This window comes from Micromonospora sp. C31 (assembly GCF_018070575.1).
Lineage (GTDB): Bacteria > Actinomycetota > Actinomycetes > Mycobacteriales > Micromonosporaceae > Micromonospora.
The window spans coordinates 206,248-220,172 of record NZ_JAGPXN010000005.1 but is presented as its reverse complement, the minus strand read 5'-3'; the positions used below and the strand labels follow the sequence as shown (position 1 = coordinate 220,172).

Below are 13,925 nucleotides of genomic sequence, written 5' to 3'. Positions count from 1 at the left end.
TTACGCCGGCGGACCAGAACGCAAGGAGATGGGACCTGTGACCATCCGGGTTGGCATCAACGGCTTCGGCCGGATCGGCCGCAACTTCTTCCGGGCAGTGCTGGCGTCCGGCGCTGACATCGAGGTCGTGGCGGTCAACGACCTGACCGACAACGCGACGCTCGCCCACCTGCTCAAGTACGACAGCATCCTGGGCCGGCTCCCGCACGAGGTGAAGGCCACCGCCGACGAGATCACCGTGGGTGGCAGGACCATCAAGGCGTACGCCGAGAAGGACCCGGCGAAGCTGCCGTGGGGTGAGGTCGGCGTCGACGTCGTCATCGAGTCCACCGGCTTCTTCACCGACGCCACCAAGGCGAAGGCGCACGTCGACGGCGGGGCCAAGAAGGTCATCATCTCCGCCCCGGCGAAGAACGAGGACGTCACGGTCGTCATGGGCGTCAACCACGACCAGTACGACCCGGCCAAGCACACCATCATCTCGAACGCGTCCTGCACCACCAACTGCCTCGCGCCCATGGCGAAGGTCCTGCACGACACGTTCGGCATCCAGCACGGTCTGATGACGACGATCCACGCGTACACCCAGGACCAGAACCTCCAGGACGCGCCGCACTCCGACCTGCGTCGCGCCCGCGCCGCCGCGCTGAACATCGTGCCGACCTCGACCGGCGCGGCGAAGGCCATCGGCCTGGTGCTGCCGGAGCTGAAGGGCAAGCTGGACGGCTACGCGCTGCGGGTGCCGATCCCGACCGGCTCGGCCACCGACCTCACCGTCGACGTCGCCCGGGAGACCACGGTGGACGAGGTCAACGCCGCGCTGAAGGCCGCCGCCGAGGGCCCGCTCAAGGGCGTCCTGGTCTACAACGAGGACCCGATCGTCTCCGCCGACATCGTCACCGACCCGGCGTCGTGCATCTTCGACGCGCCGCTGACCAAGGTCGTCGGCAACCAGGTCAAGGTCGTCGGCTGGTACGACAACGAGTGGGGCTACTCGAACCGCCTGGTCGACCTGGTCAAGCTGGTCGGTCAGTCGCTGTGAGCATCCGTACCCTCGACGACCTGCTCGCCGAGGGGGTGTCAGGTCGGCGCGTGCTGGTGCGCGCCGACCTGAACGTCCCGCTCGACAAGCAGACCGGTGACATCACGGACGACGGCCGGATCCGCGCCGTGCTGCCCACCCTGAGCGCCCTCACCGCAGCCGGCGCCAAGGTGGTCGTCTGCTCGCACCTGGGCCGCCCGAAGGGCACCCCGGACCCGCAGTTCAGCCTGCGCCCGGTCGCCGGGCGCCTCGGCGATCTGCTCGGCGCGTCGGTGCGCTTCGCCACCGACACCGTCGGCGAGTCCGCCCGCTCCGCCGTGGACGCGCTCGCCGACGGTGAGGTCGCGCTGCTGGAGAACCTGCGCTTCAACGCCGGTGAGACCAGCAAGGACGACACCGAGCGGGGCGCCTTCGCCGATCAGCTCGCCGCGTTCGGTGACGCCTACGTCGACGACGCGTTCGGCGCGGTGCACCGCAGGCACGCCAGCGTCCACGACGTGCCGGCCCGGCTGCCGCACGTCGCCGGCCGCCTGGTGCTGCGCGAGGTGGAGGTGCTGTCCCGGCTGACCGGCGAGCCGGAGCGCCCGTACATCGTGGTGCTCGGCGGTTCGAAGGTCTCCGACAAGCTGGCGGTGATCGAGGCGCTGCTGCCGACGGTCGACCGGCTGCTCATCGGCGGCGGCATGTGCTTCACCTTCCTCAAGGCCCAGGGCCACGAGGTGGGCTCCTCGCTGCTGGAGGAGGAGATGGTCGAGACCTGCCGCAACCTGCTGGAGCGCGCCGAGGGCAAGATCATGCTCCCGGTCGACGTGGTGGCCGCGGACGCGTTCGCGCCGGACGCCGCGCACGACACCGTGCCGGCCGACGGCATCCCGAGCAGGCGGGTCGGGCTCGACATCGGGCCGGAGACGGTCGCCGGCTTCGCCGCCGCCCTCAAGGGCGCGCGGACGATCTTCTGGAACGGCCCGATGGGCGTGTTCGAGATGCCGGCGTTCGCCCACGGCACCCGGGGGATCGCCGAGACGATCGCGAAGGCCGACGCGTTCACCGTCGTCGGTGGCGGTGACTCGGCAGCCGCCGTACGGGCGCTCGGGCTGGACGAGTCGTCCTTCGGGCACATCTCCACCGGCGGTGGCGCCTCCCTGGAATACCTGGAGGGCAAGACCCTCCCCGGCATCGCGGCCCTGGAGAACTGATGGCGAGCGTCACCCGCCGGCCCCTGATGGCCGGCAACTGGAAGATGAACTGCAACCACCTCGAGGCCAACCTGCTGGTGCAGAAGCTGGCGGCCAGCCTCACCGAGAAGCAGCTCACCGACGTCGAGACGGTGGTCCTGCCGCCGTTCACCGACCTGCGTACGGTGCAGACCGCCGTCGACGGCGACAAGCTGCTCATCGGCTACGGCGCGCAGGACCTGTCGCCACACGCGTCGGGGGCCTACACCGGCGACATCTCCGGCTCCATGCTGGCGAAGCTCGGCTGCACCTACGTCGTGATCGGGCACTCGGAGCGGCGGGCCTACCACCACGAGGACGACGCGGTCGTCAACGCCAAGGTGCAGGCGGCGCTGACCCACGGGCTCACCCCGATCCTCTGCGTGGGGGAGGGGCTCGACGTCCGCGACCAGGGCACCCACGTGGCGCACTGCAGCGACCAGCTCGACGGGGCCCTGAAGGGGCTGACCGCCGAGCAGGTGGCGAAGGTCGTGGTGGCGTACGAGCCGGTCTGGGCGATCGGCACGGGCAAGACGGCCACCCCCGACGACGCCCAGGAGGTGTGCGGCGCGGTCCGTCAGCGGCTGGCCGAGTCCTTCGGCCAGGACACCGCGGACAAGGTCCGGGTGCTCTACGGCGGGTCGGTCAAGTCCGCCAACGTCGCGGCGATCATGGCCCAGCCGGACGTCGACGGGGCGCTCGTGGGCGGCGCCAGCCTGGACGCCGAGGAGTTCGCGAAGATCTGCCGGTTCCCGGAGCACATCTCCCGCTGATCGCTCGCTATCCTTGACTCCGCCCGTCCGTCGGTCGGTGCCACCGTGCCCGATCTGCCCGGGCGAGGATCGTAACGAGAGGACTGACCCCAGCCATGCCGATCTGGTTCGCATACACGTTGATCGTGTTGCTGGTCATCACGAGCGTTCTGTTGACCATGCTGATCCTGCTGCACCGTGGTAAGGGCGGCGGGTTGTCGAGCATGTTCGGCGGTGGCGTCAGCTCCAGCCTCGCCGGGTCCTCGGTGGCGGAGAAGAACCTCGACCGCTACACCGTCCTGGTGGGCATCGTCTGGTTCGCCTGCATCGTCGGGTTGGGGCTCTGGCTCCGCCTCCAGATGTCCAGCGGCGCGGTCTGAGCCCGCCAAGTCGTACAATTTGCGCGCGGTCCGTCACCGACGGGCCGCGCGCAGTTCGTTCCACCCGCTGCACCGCGTCGCCCGCCGCCCTCTCCGCGGCGGTTCCCCTCCGACGACAGGAGCGAGCAGCCGTGCCCATTGGCAACGTCTTCCCGGGCACCCGGGTCGGGTCCGCGTCCGACCGCCGCGCCGAACGCCACCAGCCGGCCCCGTGCCGGACGGTGGCGTACTGGTGCCGCAACGACCACCGCACCGAGATCCGGCTCGCCGCCGAGGTCGAGGTGCCGAAGGTGTGGGACTGCCCGCGGTGCGGCGTCCCGGCCGGCCGGGACGCGCAGAACCCGCCGGGCCGCGTCCGGCCCGAGCCCTACAAGACCCACCTGGCGTACGTGAAGGAGCGGCGCACCGCCGAGGAGGGGGCGGCCATCCTGGCCGAGGCCCTCGCCACCCTGCGCCGCCGGCGTGGCCGTCCCACCACCTAGGCTGCGACCGCGCTCCACCCACAGCGTGTAAGGAAGGGCCCCTTGTTAACGCATAGCGTTAACAAGGGGCCCTTCCTTACACGCGCGTCAGCGCAGGCTGCGCAGGCGGGCCGGCACGTCGGCCGCCGCCGCCCGGTCCAGCAGCCAGAGGGTCCGCCCCGTGCCCTGCACGCCGGCAGCCGGCAGTTGCACCGGCCCCGCCCCGGCCAGCGCCATGCCGACCGCCCGTGCCTTGTCGGCCCCGCTGGCGACCAGCCAGACCTCCTCGGCCGTGTTGATCGCCCGGAGGGTCAGCGTGGTCCGCACCGGTGGGGGCTTCGGGCTGCCCCGCACCGCGCTGACCGGCCGGCTGTCGTGGTGCACCGGATGTTCGGGGAAGACCGAGGCGACGTGCCCGTCCTCGCCGACGCCCAGCATCAGCACGTCGAAGTGGGGGAGCGCGGCGTGCCCCGGACGCGCCGCGCGGACCAGCTCCTCGGCGTACCGGGCCGCCGCCTCCTCCGGGTCTGCCCCGGCCGGGCCGTCGGAGGCCGGCATGGGGTGCACCCGGGCCGGGTCCAGCGGCACCGCGTCCAGCAGCGTGGCGCGGGCCTGGGTCTCGTTGCGCTCGGGGTCGCCGGCGGGCAGGAACCGCTCATCGCCCCACCAGACGTCCACCCGGGACCAGTCCACGGCGTCCCGGGCCGGCAGCGCCGCCACCGCCCGGTGCACCGCCGCGGCTATCCGCCCGCCGGTCAGCACCACCGACGCCTGGCCCCGTTCGGCCTGCGCGTCGAGCAGCTTGACCACCAACCGGGCGGCCACGGCCTGGGCCAGCAGGTCGGCATCGGCGTGGACGGCGACACTCGCCTCACTCATCTGAACTGCCTTCGTTTCTCCGGCCGCCGCGCGGCCGGTTTCCGTGGTGTCCCCGGGCGCTCAGTGCTCGGCGCTCGTTCCCACGTGTGCGGTGACCCCCGCCTCGGCCCGCTGGGCCGTGGCCGGGTCCTTCCAGACGTGCACCCGCTGCGGCGGGCGCTGGTCGAGACCGGTCAGCCCGGCCGCCGTGCCCAGCGCCTCCGCGTACACCTGGTCGGCGTCGAGCCGGCGCAGCTCCTCGGCCAGCTCGTCACCGAGCGGCCGGCGGACGAGCGGCAACTGCCGGTCCTCCTGGCCGGTACGGCGGAACGTCGCCACGCTGTCGTCCCGGGTCAACGTCAGCGTGTCGCCATTGGCGCAGCGCAGCTGCACCTCCCGCATCCGGGGGGCCGCGTCGGTGTGCTCCCACACCGGCTCGACACCGAGCCGCGCGGCCAGCCAGCCCTGCATCAGCGCGGCGGTCGGGTCGGTCGGCGGAGCCACCACGGTCGCCTCGGTCACCTGGGCCTGGGTGGTGTCGAACGCCCCCGCCACGAGCGTGCGCCACGGGGTGATCCGGCTCCACGCCAGGTCGGTGTCGCCGGGCGCGTAGTCCCGGGCCCGCTGGCACAGCGCCTCGATCGGGTCGGCGGCCTGCGCGCAGTCGGTGATCCGCCGGTCGGCCACCACCCCGAGGAAGTCCGTGGCGATCTCGGTCGGCGGCTCGCCGTGCCACCACGTCACCACCGGCACGTCCGGCACCAGCAGCGGCATCACCACCGACTCGGCGTGCAGGGCCAGCCTCCCGTACATCCGGGTGACGACCGCCTCGCACGGACCGAGCCGACCGCCCACGACGATCTCCGCGTCCAACCGGTTGCGCTCGCGCTGCACGTCGGCGCGGACCACCACCACCAGCCGGCAGGGGTGGGCGGCGGCCGCTATCGTCGCCGCCGCCTCCGCCTCGCGGACCCGCTTCTCGTCCACCACCACGATCAGGGTGAGCGCCATGCCGCTGGCCACCCCGCCGGCGCTGCGCCGCTCGGCGGCCAGCGCCTTGACCACCTCGTTCCCGGTGGTGTCCCACAGGCCGATCACTGGAGCCTCCTGGTTTGCTCGCTGCGCCTGCTCACGGCATGTGCCTTCGTTCGCGACTGCGGGGCTCGCAGAACCGGCTCACTCCTCGCGCTCACGGCATGTGCCTTCGTTCGCGACTGCGGGGCTCGCAGAACCGGCTCACTCCTCGCGCTCACGCCCGCCGCCAGGCCCGGCCCTCGCGGGCGAGCATCTCGTCGGCGGCCCGGGGGCCCCACTCGCCGGCGCGGTACGGCTCCGGCTTCGTCGCCGCCCACGCGTGTTCCAGCGGGTCCACCACGTGCCAGCTCTGCTCGACCTCGGCGGCGTCCGGGAAGAGGGTACGGTCGCCGATCAGCACGTCCAGCACGAGCCGCTCGTACGCCTCGGGGCTGGCCTCGGTGAACGCCTCGCCGTACTGGAAGTCCATCGCGATGTCGCGGACCTCCATGGTGGTACCGGGCACCTTGGAGCCGAACTTGAGCACGACGCCCTCGTCGGGCTGTACCCTGATCACGAGCTGGTTGTTGCCCAGCGACTCCATGTCGGCCTCGTTGAACGGCAGGTGGGGCGCCTTCTTGAAGATGATGGCGACTTCGGTGACGCGGCGCGGCAGCCGCTTGCCGGCCCGGATGTAGAACGGCACCTCCGCCCAGCGGCGGTTCTGGATGCCGAGCCGGACGGCCACGTAGGTCTCCGTGGTGGAGCCCTGCGGCACGCCCTCCTCCTCCAGGTATCCGACGGCACGTTCGCCGCCCACCCAGCCGGGCAGGTACTGGCCGCGCACCGTGCCCTCGGCGACGTCCTTCGGCAGGGTGATCGCCCGGAGCACCTTGAGTTTCTCCGTGCGGATCTCATCGGCGTCGAAGCTCGTCGGCTCCTCCATCGCCACCAGCGCCAGCAGTTGCAGCAGGTGGTTCTGGAACACGTCGCGGGCCGCGCCGGCCGAGTCGTAGAAGCCGGCACGGGTGCCGATGCCGACGTCCTCGGCCATGGTGATCTGCACCGAGTCGACGTACTTGGAGTTCCACAGCGGCTCGAACAGGTTGTTGGCGAACCGCAGGGCGAGGATGTTCTGGACGGTCTCCTTGCCCAGGTAGTGGTCGATGCGGAAGACGTCCTTGCGGGTGAAGACGTCGTCGACCAGATCGTTGAGCGCCTTCGCCGAGGGCAGGTCGTGCCCGAAGGGCTTCTCCACCACCACCCGGCGCCAGCCGCCGGACTTCGCGTTGTCGGCCATCCCGGTGCGGGCCAACTGCTTCAGGACGACGGGGAAGGCCGCCGGGGGGATGGAGAAGTAGAAGGCGGCGTTGCCGGGGATGCCGTGCGTCTGGCGCAGCTCGTCGAGCATCTCGGCGAGGTGGTCGAACGCGGCGTCGTCGTCGAACGAGCCGCCGACGAACTTGATGCTGCCCGCCAGACGCGCCCACACCTCCTCCCGCCAGGGGGTGCGGGCGTGCTTCTTGGCGGCCTCGTGGGCGAGCGACTCGAAGTCCCCGTCGCCCCAGTCCCGGCGGGCGAAGCCGAGCACGGCGAAGCCCGGGGGCAGCAGCCCCCGGTTCGCCAGGTCGTACACGGCCGGTAGGAGCTTCTTCCGGGCCAGGTCACCGGTGACGCCGAAGATCACCAGAGCGCACGACTCCGGGATCCTCGGCAGCCGGCGGTCCTGCGGGTCGCGCAGCGGGTTCACGCCGCCTCCTCGCTCCGCGTCGTCCAGGGTCCTCATCGTCACGCCCGCGACGCCCCGGCCGCATCGAGCAGCTGGGCGACGCCCGCCGACCGGTCGGTCAGGTGCAGCCGGACCACCGGGCGCTTCCGTTCGGCCAGGGCCTGCCGGTCGCCGGCGGCCTGCGCCGCCTGCAACTGCCCGAAGGTGTACGGCCGTCCGGGCACCGGCAGGTCGTCGGCGACCGCGCCGGTGAGCTGCAGGTAGCTGCCGACCTGCGGACCACCCTTGTGGTACTGGCCCGTGGAGTGCAGGAACCGCGGGCCCCAACCGAAGGTGACCGGCCGTCCGGTGGCACCGGCGAGCAGCGGCCGCAGCCGGGCCGCGTCGGCGTCGGCGAACCGGTCGAGGTACGCCATCACCGCGAGGTAGCCGTCGTCGCCCGCCTCGTCGGCCAGCTGCCGCAGCACGCCGGCCAGGTCGCCCGGGGCGCCCTGCGGCGCGTACACCTCGATCGCGCCCTCGGTGAACGACGGCGTCTCCGCCGGCGGGCCCGAGGCGAGGATCCGGTTGGTGTTCTCCTTGCTCTCGGTGACGTTGGGCTGGTCGAACGGGTCGATGCCGAGCACCGCACCGGCGATCGCGGTGGCGTACTCCCAGACCAGGAACTGCGCGCCGAGCGGGCCGTTGACCGCCACGTGGGCGTCGACGCCGCCGCCGGGGACCGCGCCGGCGGGCAGCGCGCCGCCGTAGGTCACGGTGAGCACGTCGTCGCCGGTGGCGCCGGGGCTCTGCGGCGACTCCACGACGACCGGCAGGATGCCGACCCCGGCCTTGCCGGTGGACTCGGCGATCAGCTGCTCGGCCCAGTCGCCGAGACCCTCGATGCCGGTGCCGTCGGAGATCAGGGCGACCTTGTCCCGGCCCATGGTGGCCGCCGCGCCGAGCGCCGCGCCGAGCGCCAGGCCCGGGTTGTCGCGGTCCCCGCCCAGCGACCGCGCCAGCGCGTCGGCCTCGTCGAGCAGTTCGGCCACCTCCACGCCGGCCAGCGCCGACGGAACCAGCCCGAACGCGGTCAGCGCCGAGTAACGGCCGCCCACGTTCGGGTCGGCGAGCACGGTGAAGGCGCCCATCTCGGCGGCGGTGGCCTCCAACGGCGAGCCGGGGTCGGTGACGACGACGAAGTGCCGGCCGGCCTCCGCCTCGGTCATCCCCGCGTCGAGGAACGCCTGCCAGTAGGCCCGGCGGTGGCTGTCGGTCTCGACCGTCGAGCCGGACTTGCTGGCCACCACGACCACGGTGCGCTCCAGCCGGTCGGCCAGCGCCGCCCGGACCTGCCCCGGGTCGGTGGTGTCGAGCACCGTGAGCTGCCTGCCGAGGGTGCGGGCGATGACCTCGGGGGCCAGCGACGAGCCGCCCATCCCGGCGAGCACCACGTGGTCCAGGTCGGCCAGCTCCGCCTTCAGCTCGGCGAGCTGGGGGAGCAGTTCCCGGCTGCGCAGGTGGGTGTCCACCCAGCCGAGGCGGATCTTCGCCTCGGCCTCGGCGTCCGGACCCCAGAGGGTCGCGTCCTTCGCGGCCAGCTTGCCCGGCACGCCGGCGCCGACCAGCGCGTCGCGGGTGGAGGCGGGGGCCGATCTGTCGACCGCGTCGGCCCCGTGGACGGCGAGCCCGGCGGCCGTCTCGACCGCCCCGGCGAGCAGGTCACTCACGCCGCCACCTCGCTTCGCCCGGCGGCGCCACGAGGCGCCGCGCTGCTGAGCCCGATGGTCCGCCCGCTCACGCGTTTCCTCCCGCCTGCTGCGCGGCCTGCGCGTTCTCCGTCGCGGCGTCGCCCGGGTGCCCGGCGCCCCGGCTCGCGGCCGACAGCGACTTGCGGACGCCGTCGAGCAGTTCCTGCCAGCTCGCCTCGAACTTCTCCACGCCCTCGCGCTCCAGGGTCTCGATGACGTCGGCCAGGTCGACCCCGACGGACTCCAGGTCCGCGAAGACCTTGCGGGCCTCGTCGTACGAGCCGGTGATGGTGTCGCCGCGGGTCTCGCCGTGGTCGGCGTACGCGTGCACGACCGGCTCCGGCATGGTGTTGACCGTGCCGGGGGCGACCAGCTCCTCGACGTAGATGACGTCCCGGTAGTCCGGGTTCTTGGTCGAGGTGGAGGCCCACAGCGGCCGCTGCGGGTGCGCGCCGGCGTCGGCGAGGGCCTGCCACCGGTCGGAGGAGAACACCTCGCCGTAGCGCTCGTACGCCAGCTTGGCGTTGGCGACGGCGGCGCGTCCCTTCAGTCCCAGCGCGCGCTCTTTGCCTGCGGGGTCGGAAGCCTCGCCGGCCATCCGGTCCAATCGCTTGTCGACCTCGCTGTCGACCCGGGAGATGAAGAACGAGGCGACCGAGCCGATCTTGGACAGGTCGTGCCCGTTCGCCTTCGCCTGCTCCAGGCCGGCCAGGAACGCCTCCATGACCTGCGAGTAGCGGTCCAGCCCGAAGATCAGCGTGACGTTGACGCTGATCCCCTCCGCCAGGGTGGCGGTGATCGCCGGCAGGCCGGCCTCGGTGGCCGGGATCTTGATGTAGAGGTTGGGCCGGTCGACCAGCCACCACAGCGCCTTGGCCTCGGCGACGGTCCTGTCGGTCTCGTGGGCCAGCCGGGGGTCCACCTCGATGGAGACCCGGCCGTCGATCCCGGCGCTGCCCTCGTACGACGGGTGCATCACGTCGCACGCCCACCGCACGTCGTAGGTGGTGAGCATGCGCACGGCCTCCTCGACCTGCACCCCACGGGAGGCGAGGTCGCGCAGCTGCCAGTCGTACTCGTCGGCGTCGCTCAGCGCCTTGGCGAAGATCGTCGGGTTGGTGGTCACCCCGGCCACGTGCTTCTCCCGGCGCAGCTGGTCCAGCCCGCCGGAGGACAGCCGTACCCGGGAGAGGTCGTCGAGCCAGACCGCCACGCCTGCGGCGGTGAGTTCACTAAGCCTGTCCGTCATACCGTCCACGCTCCCCTCAGTTGCCGGTCGTGAAACCGGTGATGTCGCCCACCCGGGTCAGCGCCGCGTGCGCGGCGGCCACGATCCGGTCGGGGGTGAAGCCGAACTGCTCGAAGAGCACGGAGTGCGGGGCGCTCGCGCCGTAGTGCTCCAGGCTGACGCTCTCGCCGCAGTCGCCGACGATGCCGTGCCAGGACATGGCGATACCCGCTTCCACGCTCACCCGTGCCTTTACCCCCCGCGGCAGCACCGACTCCCGGTACGCCTCGTCCTGCTCGAAGAACCACTCCTGGCAGGGCATCGAGACGACCCGGGTCGGAGTGCCGTCGGCCTCCAGCCGCTCGCGCGCGGTCAGGCAGAGCTGCACCTCGGAGCCGGTGCCGATGATGATCACCTGCGGCTTGCCGTTGGACGCCTCGGCCAGCACGTAGCCGCCCCTCGCCACGCCCTCCGCGCCGGCCAGCGCCGACCGGTCGAACGTCGGCAACGCCTGCCGGCTCAGCGCCAGCGCGGTCGGCCGGTCGGTGTGCTCCAGCGCCTGCCGCCAGGCCCAGGCCGTCTCGTTGGCGTCGGCCGGCCGGACCACGTCCAGGCCGGGGATGGCGCGCAGCGCGGTCAGGTGCTCCACCGGCTGGTGCGTGGGGCCGTCCTCGCCGAGGCCGATCGAGTCGTGCGTCCAGACGTAGACCACCGGCAGCTTCATCAGGGCGGCGAGCCGCACCGACGGGCGCATGTAGTCGCTGAAGACCAGGAAGGTGCCGCCGTACGGGCGGGTGCCGCCGTGCAGCGCGATGCCGTTGAGGATCGCGCCCATGGCGTGCTCGCGGATGCCGAAGTGCAGGGTGCGGCCGTACTCGTGGCCGGGGAAGTCCTTGGTCGCGTGGACGGCCGGGACGAACGACGGCTCGCCCTTCATGGTGGTGTTGTTGCTCTCCGCCAGGTCGGCCGAGCCGCCCCACAGCTCCGGCAGCACTCCGGCGAGCGCCTCCAGGACCTTGCCGGAGGCGGCCCGGGTGGCGATGCCCTTGGCGTCGGCCGGGAACTCCGGCAGCGCCTCCGTCCAGCCGCTCGGCAGGACCCGCCCGGCCATCCGGTCGTACAGGGCGTGGCGCTCCGGGTTCGCCTTCGCCCAGCCCTCGAACGCGGTGGTCCACTCCTGCTGGGCCCGGTCGCCGCGCTCCATCACCGTGCGGGCGTGGCCGAGCATCTCCTCGTCGACCTCGAAGGTCCGCGCCGGGTCGAAGCCGAGGAGCTGCTTGGTGGCGGCCACCTCGTCGGCGCCCAGTGCCGAACCGTGGATCTTGCCGGTGTTCTTCTTGTTCGGCGCGGGCCAGCCGATGATGGTGCGCAGCGCGATGAAGGAGGGACGGTCGGTCTCGGCCTTCGCCGCCAGCAGCGCCCGGTGCAGCGCCTCGACGTCCTCGTGGTAGTCGCCCTGGTCGGCGTCGCCGGCACGCCAGTCGACGGTCTGCACGTGCCAGCCGTACGCCTCGTAGCGGGCCGCGACGTCCTCGCTCTTGGCGATGCGGGTGTCGTCCTCGATGGAGATCTCGTTGTCGTCGTAGATCACCGTGAGGTTGCCGAGCTGCTGGTGCCCGGCGAGCGCGCTGGCCTCGTGGCTGATGCCCTCCTCGATGTCGCCGTCGGAGACGACGCACCAGATGTCGTGGTCGAAGACCGACCGGCCCGGCTCCGCCTCCGGGTCGAACAGGCCGCGCTCGCGGCGGGCGGCCATCGCCATGCCGACCGCGTTGCCGAGGCCCTGCCCGAGCGGCCCGGTGGTGGTCTCCACACCGGGGGTGTGCCCGTGCTCGGGGTGGCCCGGGGTCAGCGAGCCCCACTGCCGCAGCGCCTCCAGGTCCTGCAGGGCCAGCGGGTAGCCGGAGAGGAAGAGCTGGATGTAGAGGGTGAGGCTGGAGTGGCCCGCGGAGAGCACGAAGCGGTCCCGGCCGGGCCAGTTCGGGTCGGCCGGGTTGTGCCGCATCACCCGGTTGAAGAGCAGGTACGCCGCGGGCGCGAGGCTCATCGCGGTGCCCGGGTGGCCGTTGCCGGATTTCTCCACGGCGTCCATGGCCAGCACGCGGACGGTGTCGACGGCCCGGCGGTCGAGGTCGGACCAGTTGAGTGCGGGGTGCTCAGGTCGGTTGGCAGCCACGATGGTTGTGCTCCTCGGCAGATGGGCGGAACCCTCAGTGATGACCCTATCGAGCGGTCCTAAACGTCCGCCCAGGGATCTCTGCATGCCGGTCTGTACTGGTCGGCGCCGCTGTGCCCACCGCCCCCGCGGTGTGACGGCCCGCACCGTCGTCGGGTCGCCCGGGCAGCGAAAACGACGACGCGTAGTCTGTGGTGCGGTGTGTGGCCCCAGCCGGGCCCGGCCGATCCGACCTCCCCCTGCCGACGCCGGAAGGTGGCAATCCGTGAGCATGATCACCGAGCGCCCCGTCAGCAACCCTGCCGGGCAGCCGCCGGTGCGGACCACGGTCGAGACGTCGGTGGCGGCCCGCCGGGACGTCCGCGCGGTGGTCGCGGCCTACGTGACGCTGACCAAGCCGCGGATCGTGGAGCTGCTCCTCGTCACCACGGTGCCGGCGATGATGCTCGCGCACGGCGGCATGCCGTCGCTCTGGCTGGTGGCCGTGGTGCTGGTCGGCGGCTCGCTCGCCGCCGGCGCGGCCAGCGTCATCAACTGCTACATCGACCGGGACATCGACCAGCTGATGCGGCGCACCAAGCGCCGCCCGCTGCCGACGCACACCGTGACGCCGCGCAACGCGCTGATCTTCGGGTTGGTGCTGGCGGCGGTGTCGGTCGCGATGATGGCGGCGTTCACCAACCTGCTGGCCGCCGGGCTCACGCTGGCCGCGATCGTCTACTACGACGTCGTCTACACCCTCTGGCTCAAGCGCACCACGACGGCGAACACGTTCTGGGGCGGGGCCTGCGGGGCGGCGCCGGTCCTGATCGGCTGGGCGGCGGTGACGGGGACGCTCGCCCCGGCCGCGTGGGCGCTGTTCGCGGTGGTCTTCTTCTGGCAGATGCCGCACTTCTACCCGCTGGCGATGAAGTACAAGGACGACTACGCCCGCGCCGGCATCCCGATGCTGCCGGTGGTGGCCTCGACCCGGCGGGTGAACGGCGAGATCATCGGCTTCGCCTGGCTGACCGTGGCGTCCTCGCTGGCCGTGTGGCCGCTGGGGATGAGCCTGATCTACGGCGTGCCCGCCGTGGTGGTCGGTGCCATCTTCGTGGTGGAGGCGCACAAGCTCGCCCGGCGGGTGGCGCGGGGGCAGGCCGTCAAGCCGATGCGGCTGTTCCACTGGTCGACCACCTACCTGACCATCGTCTTCGCCGCCGTCGCGCTCGACGCCCTGATCTGAGCGGGCCGAGCCCGCGCCGACGCCGGAACTGAGCGGGCCGGAGGCCGCGCCGACGCCGGACCTGAGCGGGCCGAGCCGCGCCGACGCCGGAGCGGGCTCCGGTCCGGCTGATCCGC

At 72.4% G+C, this 13,925-nt stretch carries 12 protein-coding genes; 6 read left to right on the top strand and 6 right to left on the bottom strand.

Annotated features, from left to right (window positions below):
- The first annotated feature begins 37 nt into the window (after positions 1–37).
- From gap to KBX06_RS09795, 5 genes are all read left to right on the top strand, one after another.
- Entirely contained in the window at positions 38–1,042 is a 1,005-nt protein-coding gene (gap, locus tag KBX06_RS09815; RefSeq protein ID WP_210834101.1) for a type I glyceraldehyde-3-phosphate dehydrogenase, read from the top strand.
- Entirely contained in the window at positions 1,039–2,238 is a 1,200-nt protein-coding gene (pgk, locus tag KBX06_RS09810; RefSeq protein ID WP_210834094.1) for a phosphoglycerate kinase, read from the top strand. The genes gap and pgk overlap by 4 nt, the downstream gene beginning before the upstream one ends.
- Positions 2,238–3,029 carry a triose-phosphate isomerase gene (gene tpiA / locus KBX06_RS09805; protein ID WP_210834092.1) on the top strand — a complete coding sequence of 264 codons (792 nt, stop codon included), beginning with the start codon at positions 2,238–2,240 and terminating at the stop codon, positions 3,027–3,029. The genes pgk and tpiA overlap by 1 nt, the downstream gene beginning before the upstream one ends.
- 95 nt (positions 3,030–3,124) lie before the next feature.
- Positions 3,125–3,388: a preprotein translocase subunit SecG gene (gene secG / locus KBX06_RS09800; RefSeq protein ID WP_210834090.1), complete on the top strand. Its 264-nt coding sequence runs from the start codon at positions 3,125–3,127 to the stop codon at positions 3,386–3,388.
- Between the two features lie 131 nt (positions 3,389–3,519).
- Complete coding sequence (locus tag KBX06_RS09795) at positions 3,520–3,870, top strand: RNA polymerase-binding protein RbpA (RefSeq protein WP_210834087.1); 351 nt, start codon at positions 3,520–3,522, stop codon at positions 3,868–3,870.
- 87 nt (positions 3,871–3,957) lie between these two features.
- On the opposite strand, the gene pgl is transcribed toward KBX06_RS09795, so the two are convergent.
- From pgl to tkt, 6 genes are all read right to left on the bottom strand, one after another.
- Positions 3,958–4,728, bottom strand: coding sequence for a 6-phosphogluconolactonase (gene pgl, locus KBX06_RS09790; protein ID WP_210834085.1), 771 nt, complete (start codon positions 4,726–4,728; stop codon positions 3,958–3,960).
- A gap of 60 nt (positions 4,729–4,788) precedes the next feature.
- Complete coding sequence (locus KBX06_RS09785) at positions 4,789–5,805, bottom strand: glucose-6-phosphate dehydrogenase assembly protein OpcA (protein WP_210834083.1); 1,017 nt, start codon at positions 5,803–5,805, stop codon at positions 4,789–4,791.
- 151 nt (positions 5,806–5,956) lie between these two features.
- Entirely contained in the window at positions 5,957–7,507 is a 1,551-nt protein-coding gene (gene zwf, locus KBX06_RS09780; RefSeq protein WP_210834081.1) for a glucose-6-phosphate dehydrogenase, read from the bottom strand.
- A gap of 2 nt (positions 7,508–7,509) precedes the next feature.
- Entirely contained in the window at positions 7,510–9,159 is a 1,650-nt protein-coding gene (locus tag KBX06_RS09775) for a glucose-6-phosphate isomerase (RefSeq protein ID WP_210834079.1), read from the bottom strand.
- Between the two features lie 67 nt (positions 9,160–9,226).
- A complete protein-coding gene (gene tal, locus KBX06_RS09770; RefSeq protein WP_210834077.1) occupies positions 9,227–10,429 on the bottom strand; it encodes a transaldolase in 1,203 nt (400 codons plus the stop codon).
- A 16-nt stretch (positions 10,430–10,445) separates the two neighbouring features.
- Entirely contained in the window at positions 10,446–12,584 is a 2,139-nt protein-coding gene (gene tkt / locus KBX06_RS09765; RefSeq protein ID WP_210834075.1) for a transketolase, read from the bottom strand.
- A gap of 265 nt (positions 12,585–12,849) precedes the next feature.
- Here tkt and KBX06_RS09760 point away from each other — a divergent pair, with 265 nt between their 5' ends.
- Positions 12,850–13,809, top strand: a complete 960-nt coding sequence (locus KBX06_RS09760; RefSeq protein WP_210834073.1) for a heme o synthase — start codon at positions 12,850–12,852, stop codon at positions 13,807–13,809.
- Positions 13,810–13,925: the final 116 nt, after the last annotated feature.

What these genes read in the sequence shown, in the direction of transcription:
- pgl (WP_210834085.1), bottom strand. Translation starts at nt 4,728, where the DNA reads ATGAGTGAGGCGAGTGTCGCCGTCCACGCCGATGCCGACCTGCTGGCC.
- tpiA (WP_210834092.1), top strand. Translation starts at nt 2,238, where the DNA reads ATGGCGAGCGTCACCCGCCGGCCCCTGATGGCCGGCAACTGGAAGATG.
- secG (WP_210834090.1), top strand. Translation starts at nt 3,125, where the DNA reads ATGCCGATCTGGTTCGCATACACGTTGATCGTGTTGCTGGTCATCACG.
- zwf (WP_210834081.1), bottom strand. Translation starts at nt 7,507, where the DNA reads ATGAGGACCCTGGACGACGCGGAGCGAGGAGGCGGCGTGAACCCGCTG.
- tal (WP_210834077.1), bottom strand. Translation starts at nt 10,429, where the DNA reads ATGACGGACAGGCTTAGTGAACTCACCGCCGCAGGCGTGGCGGTCTGG.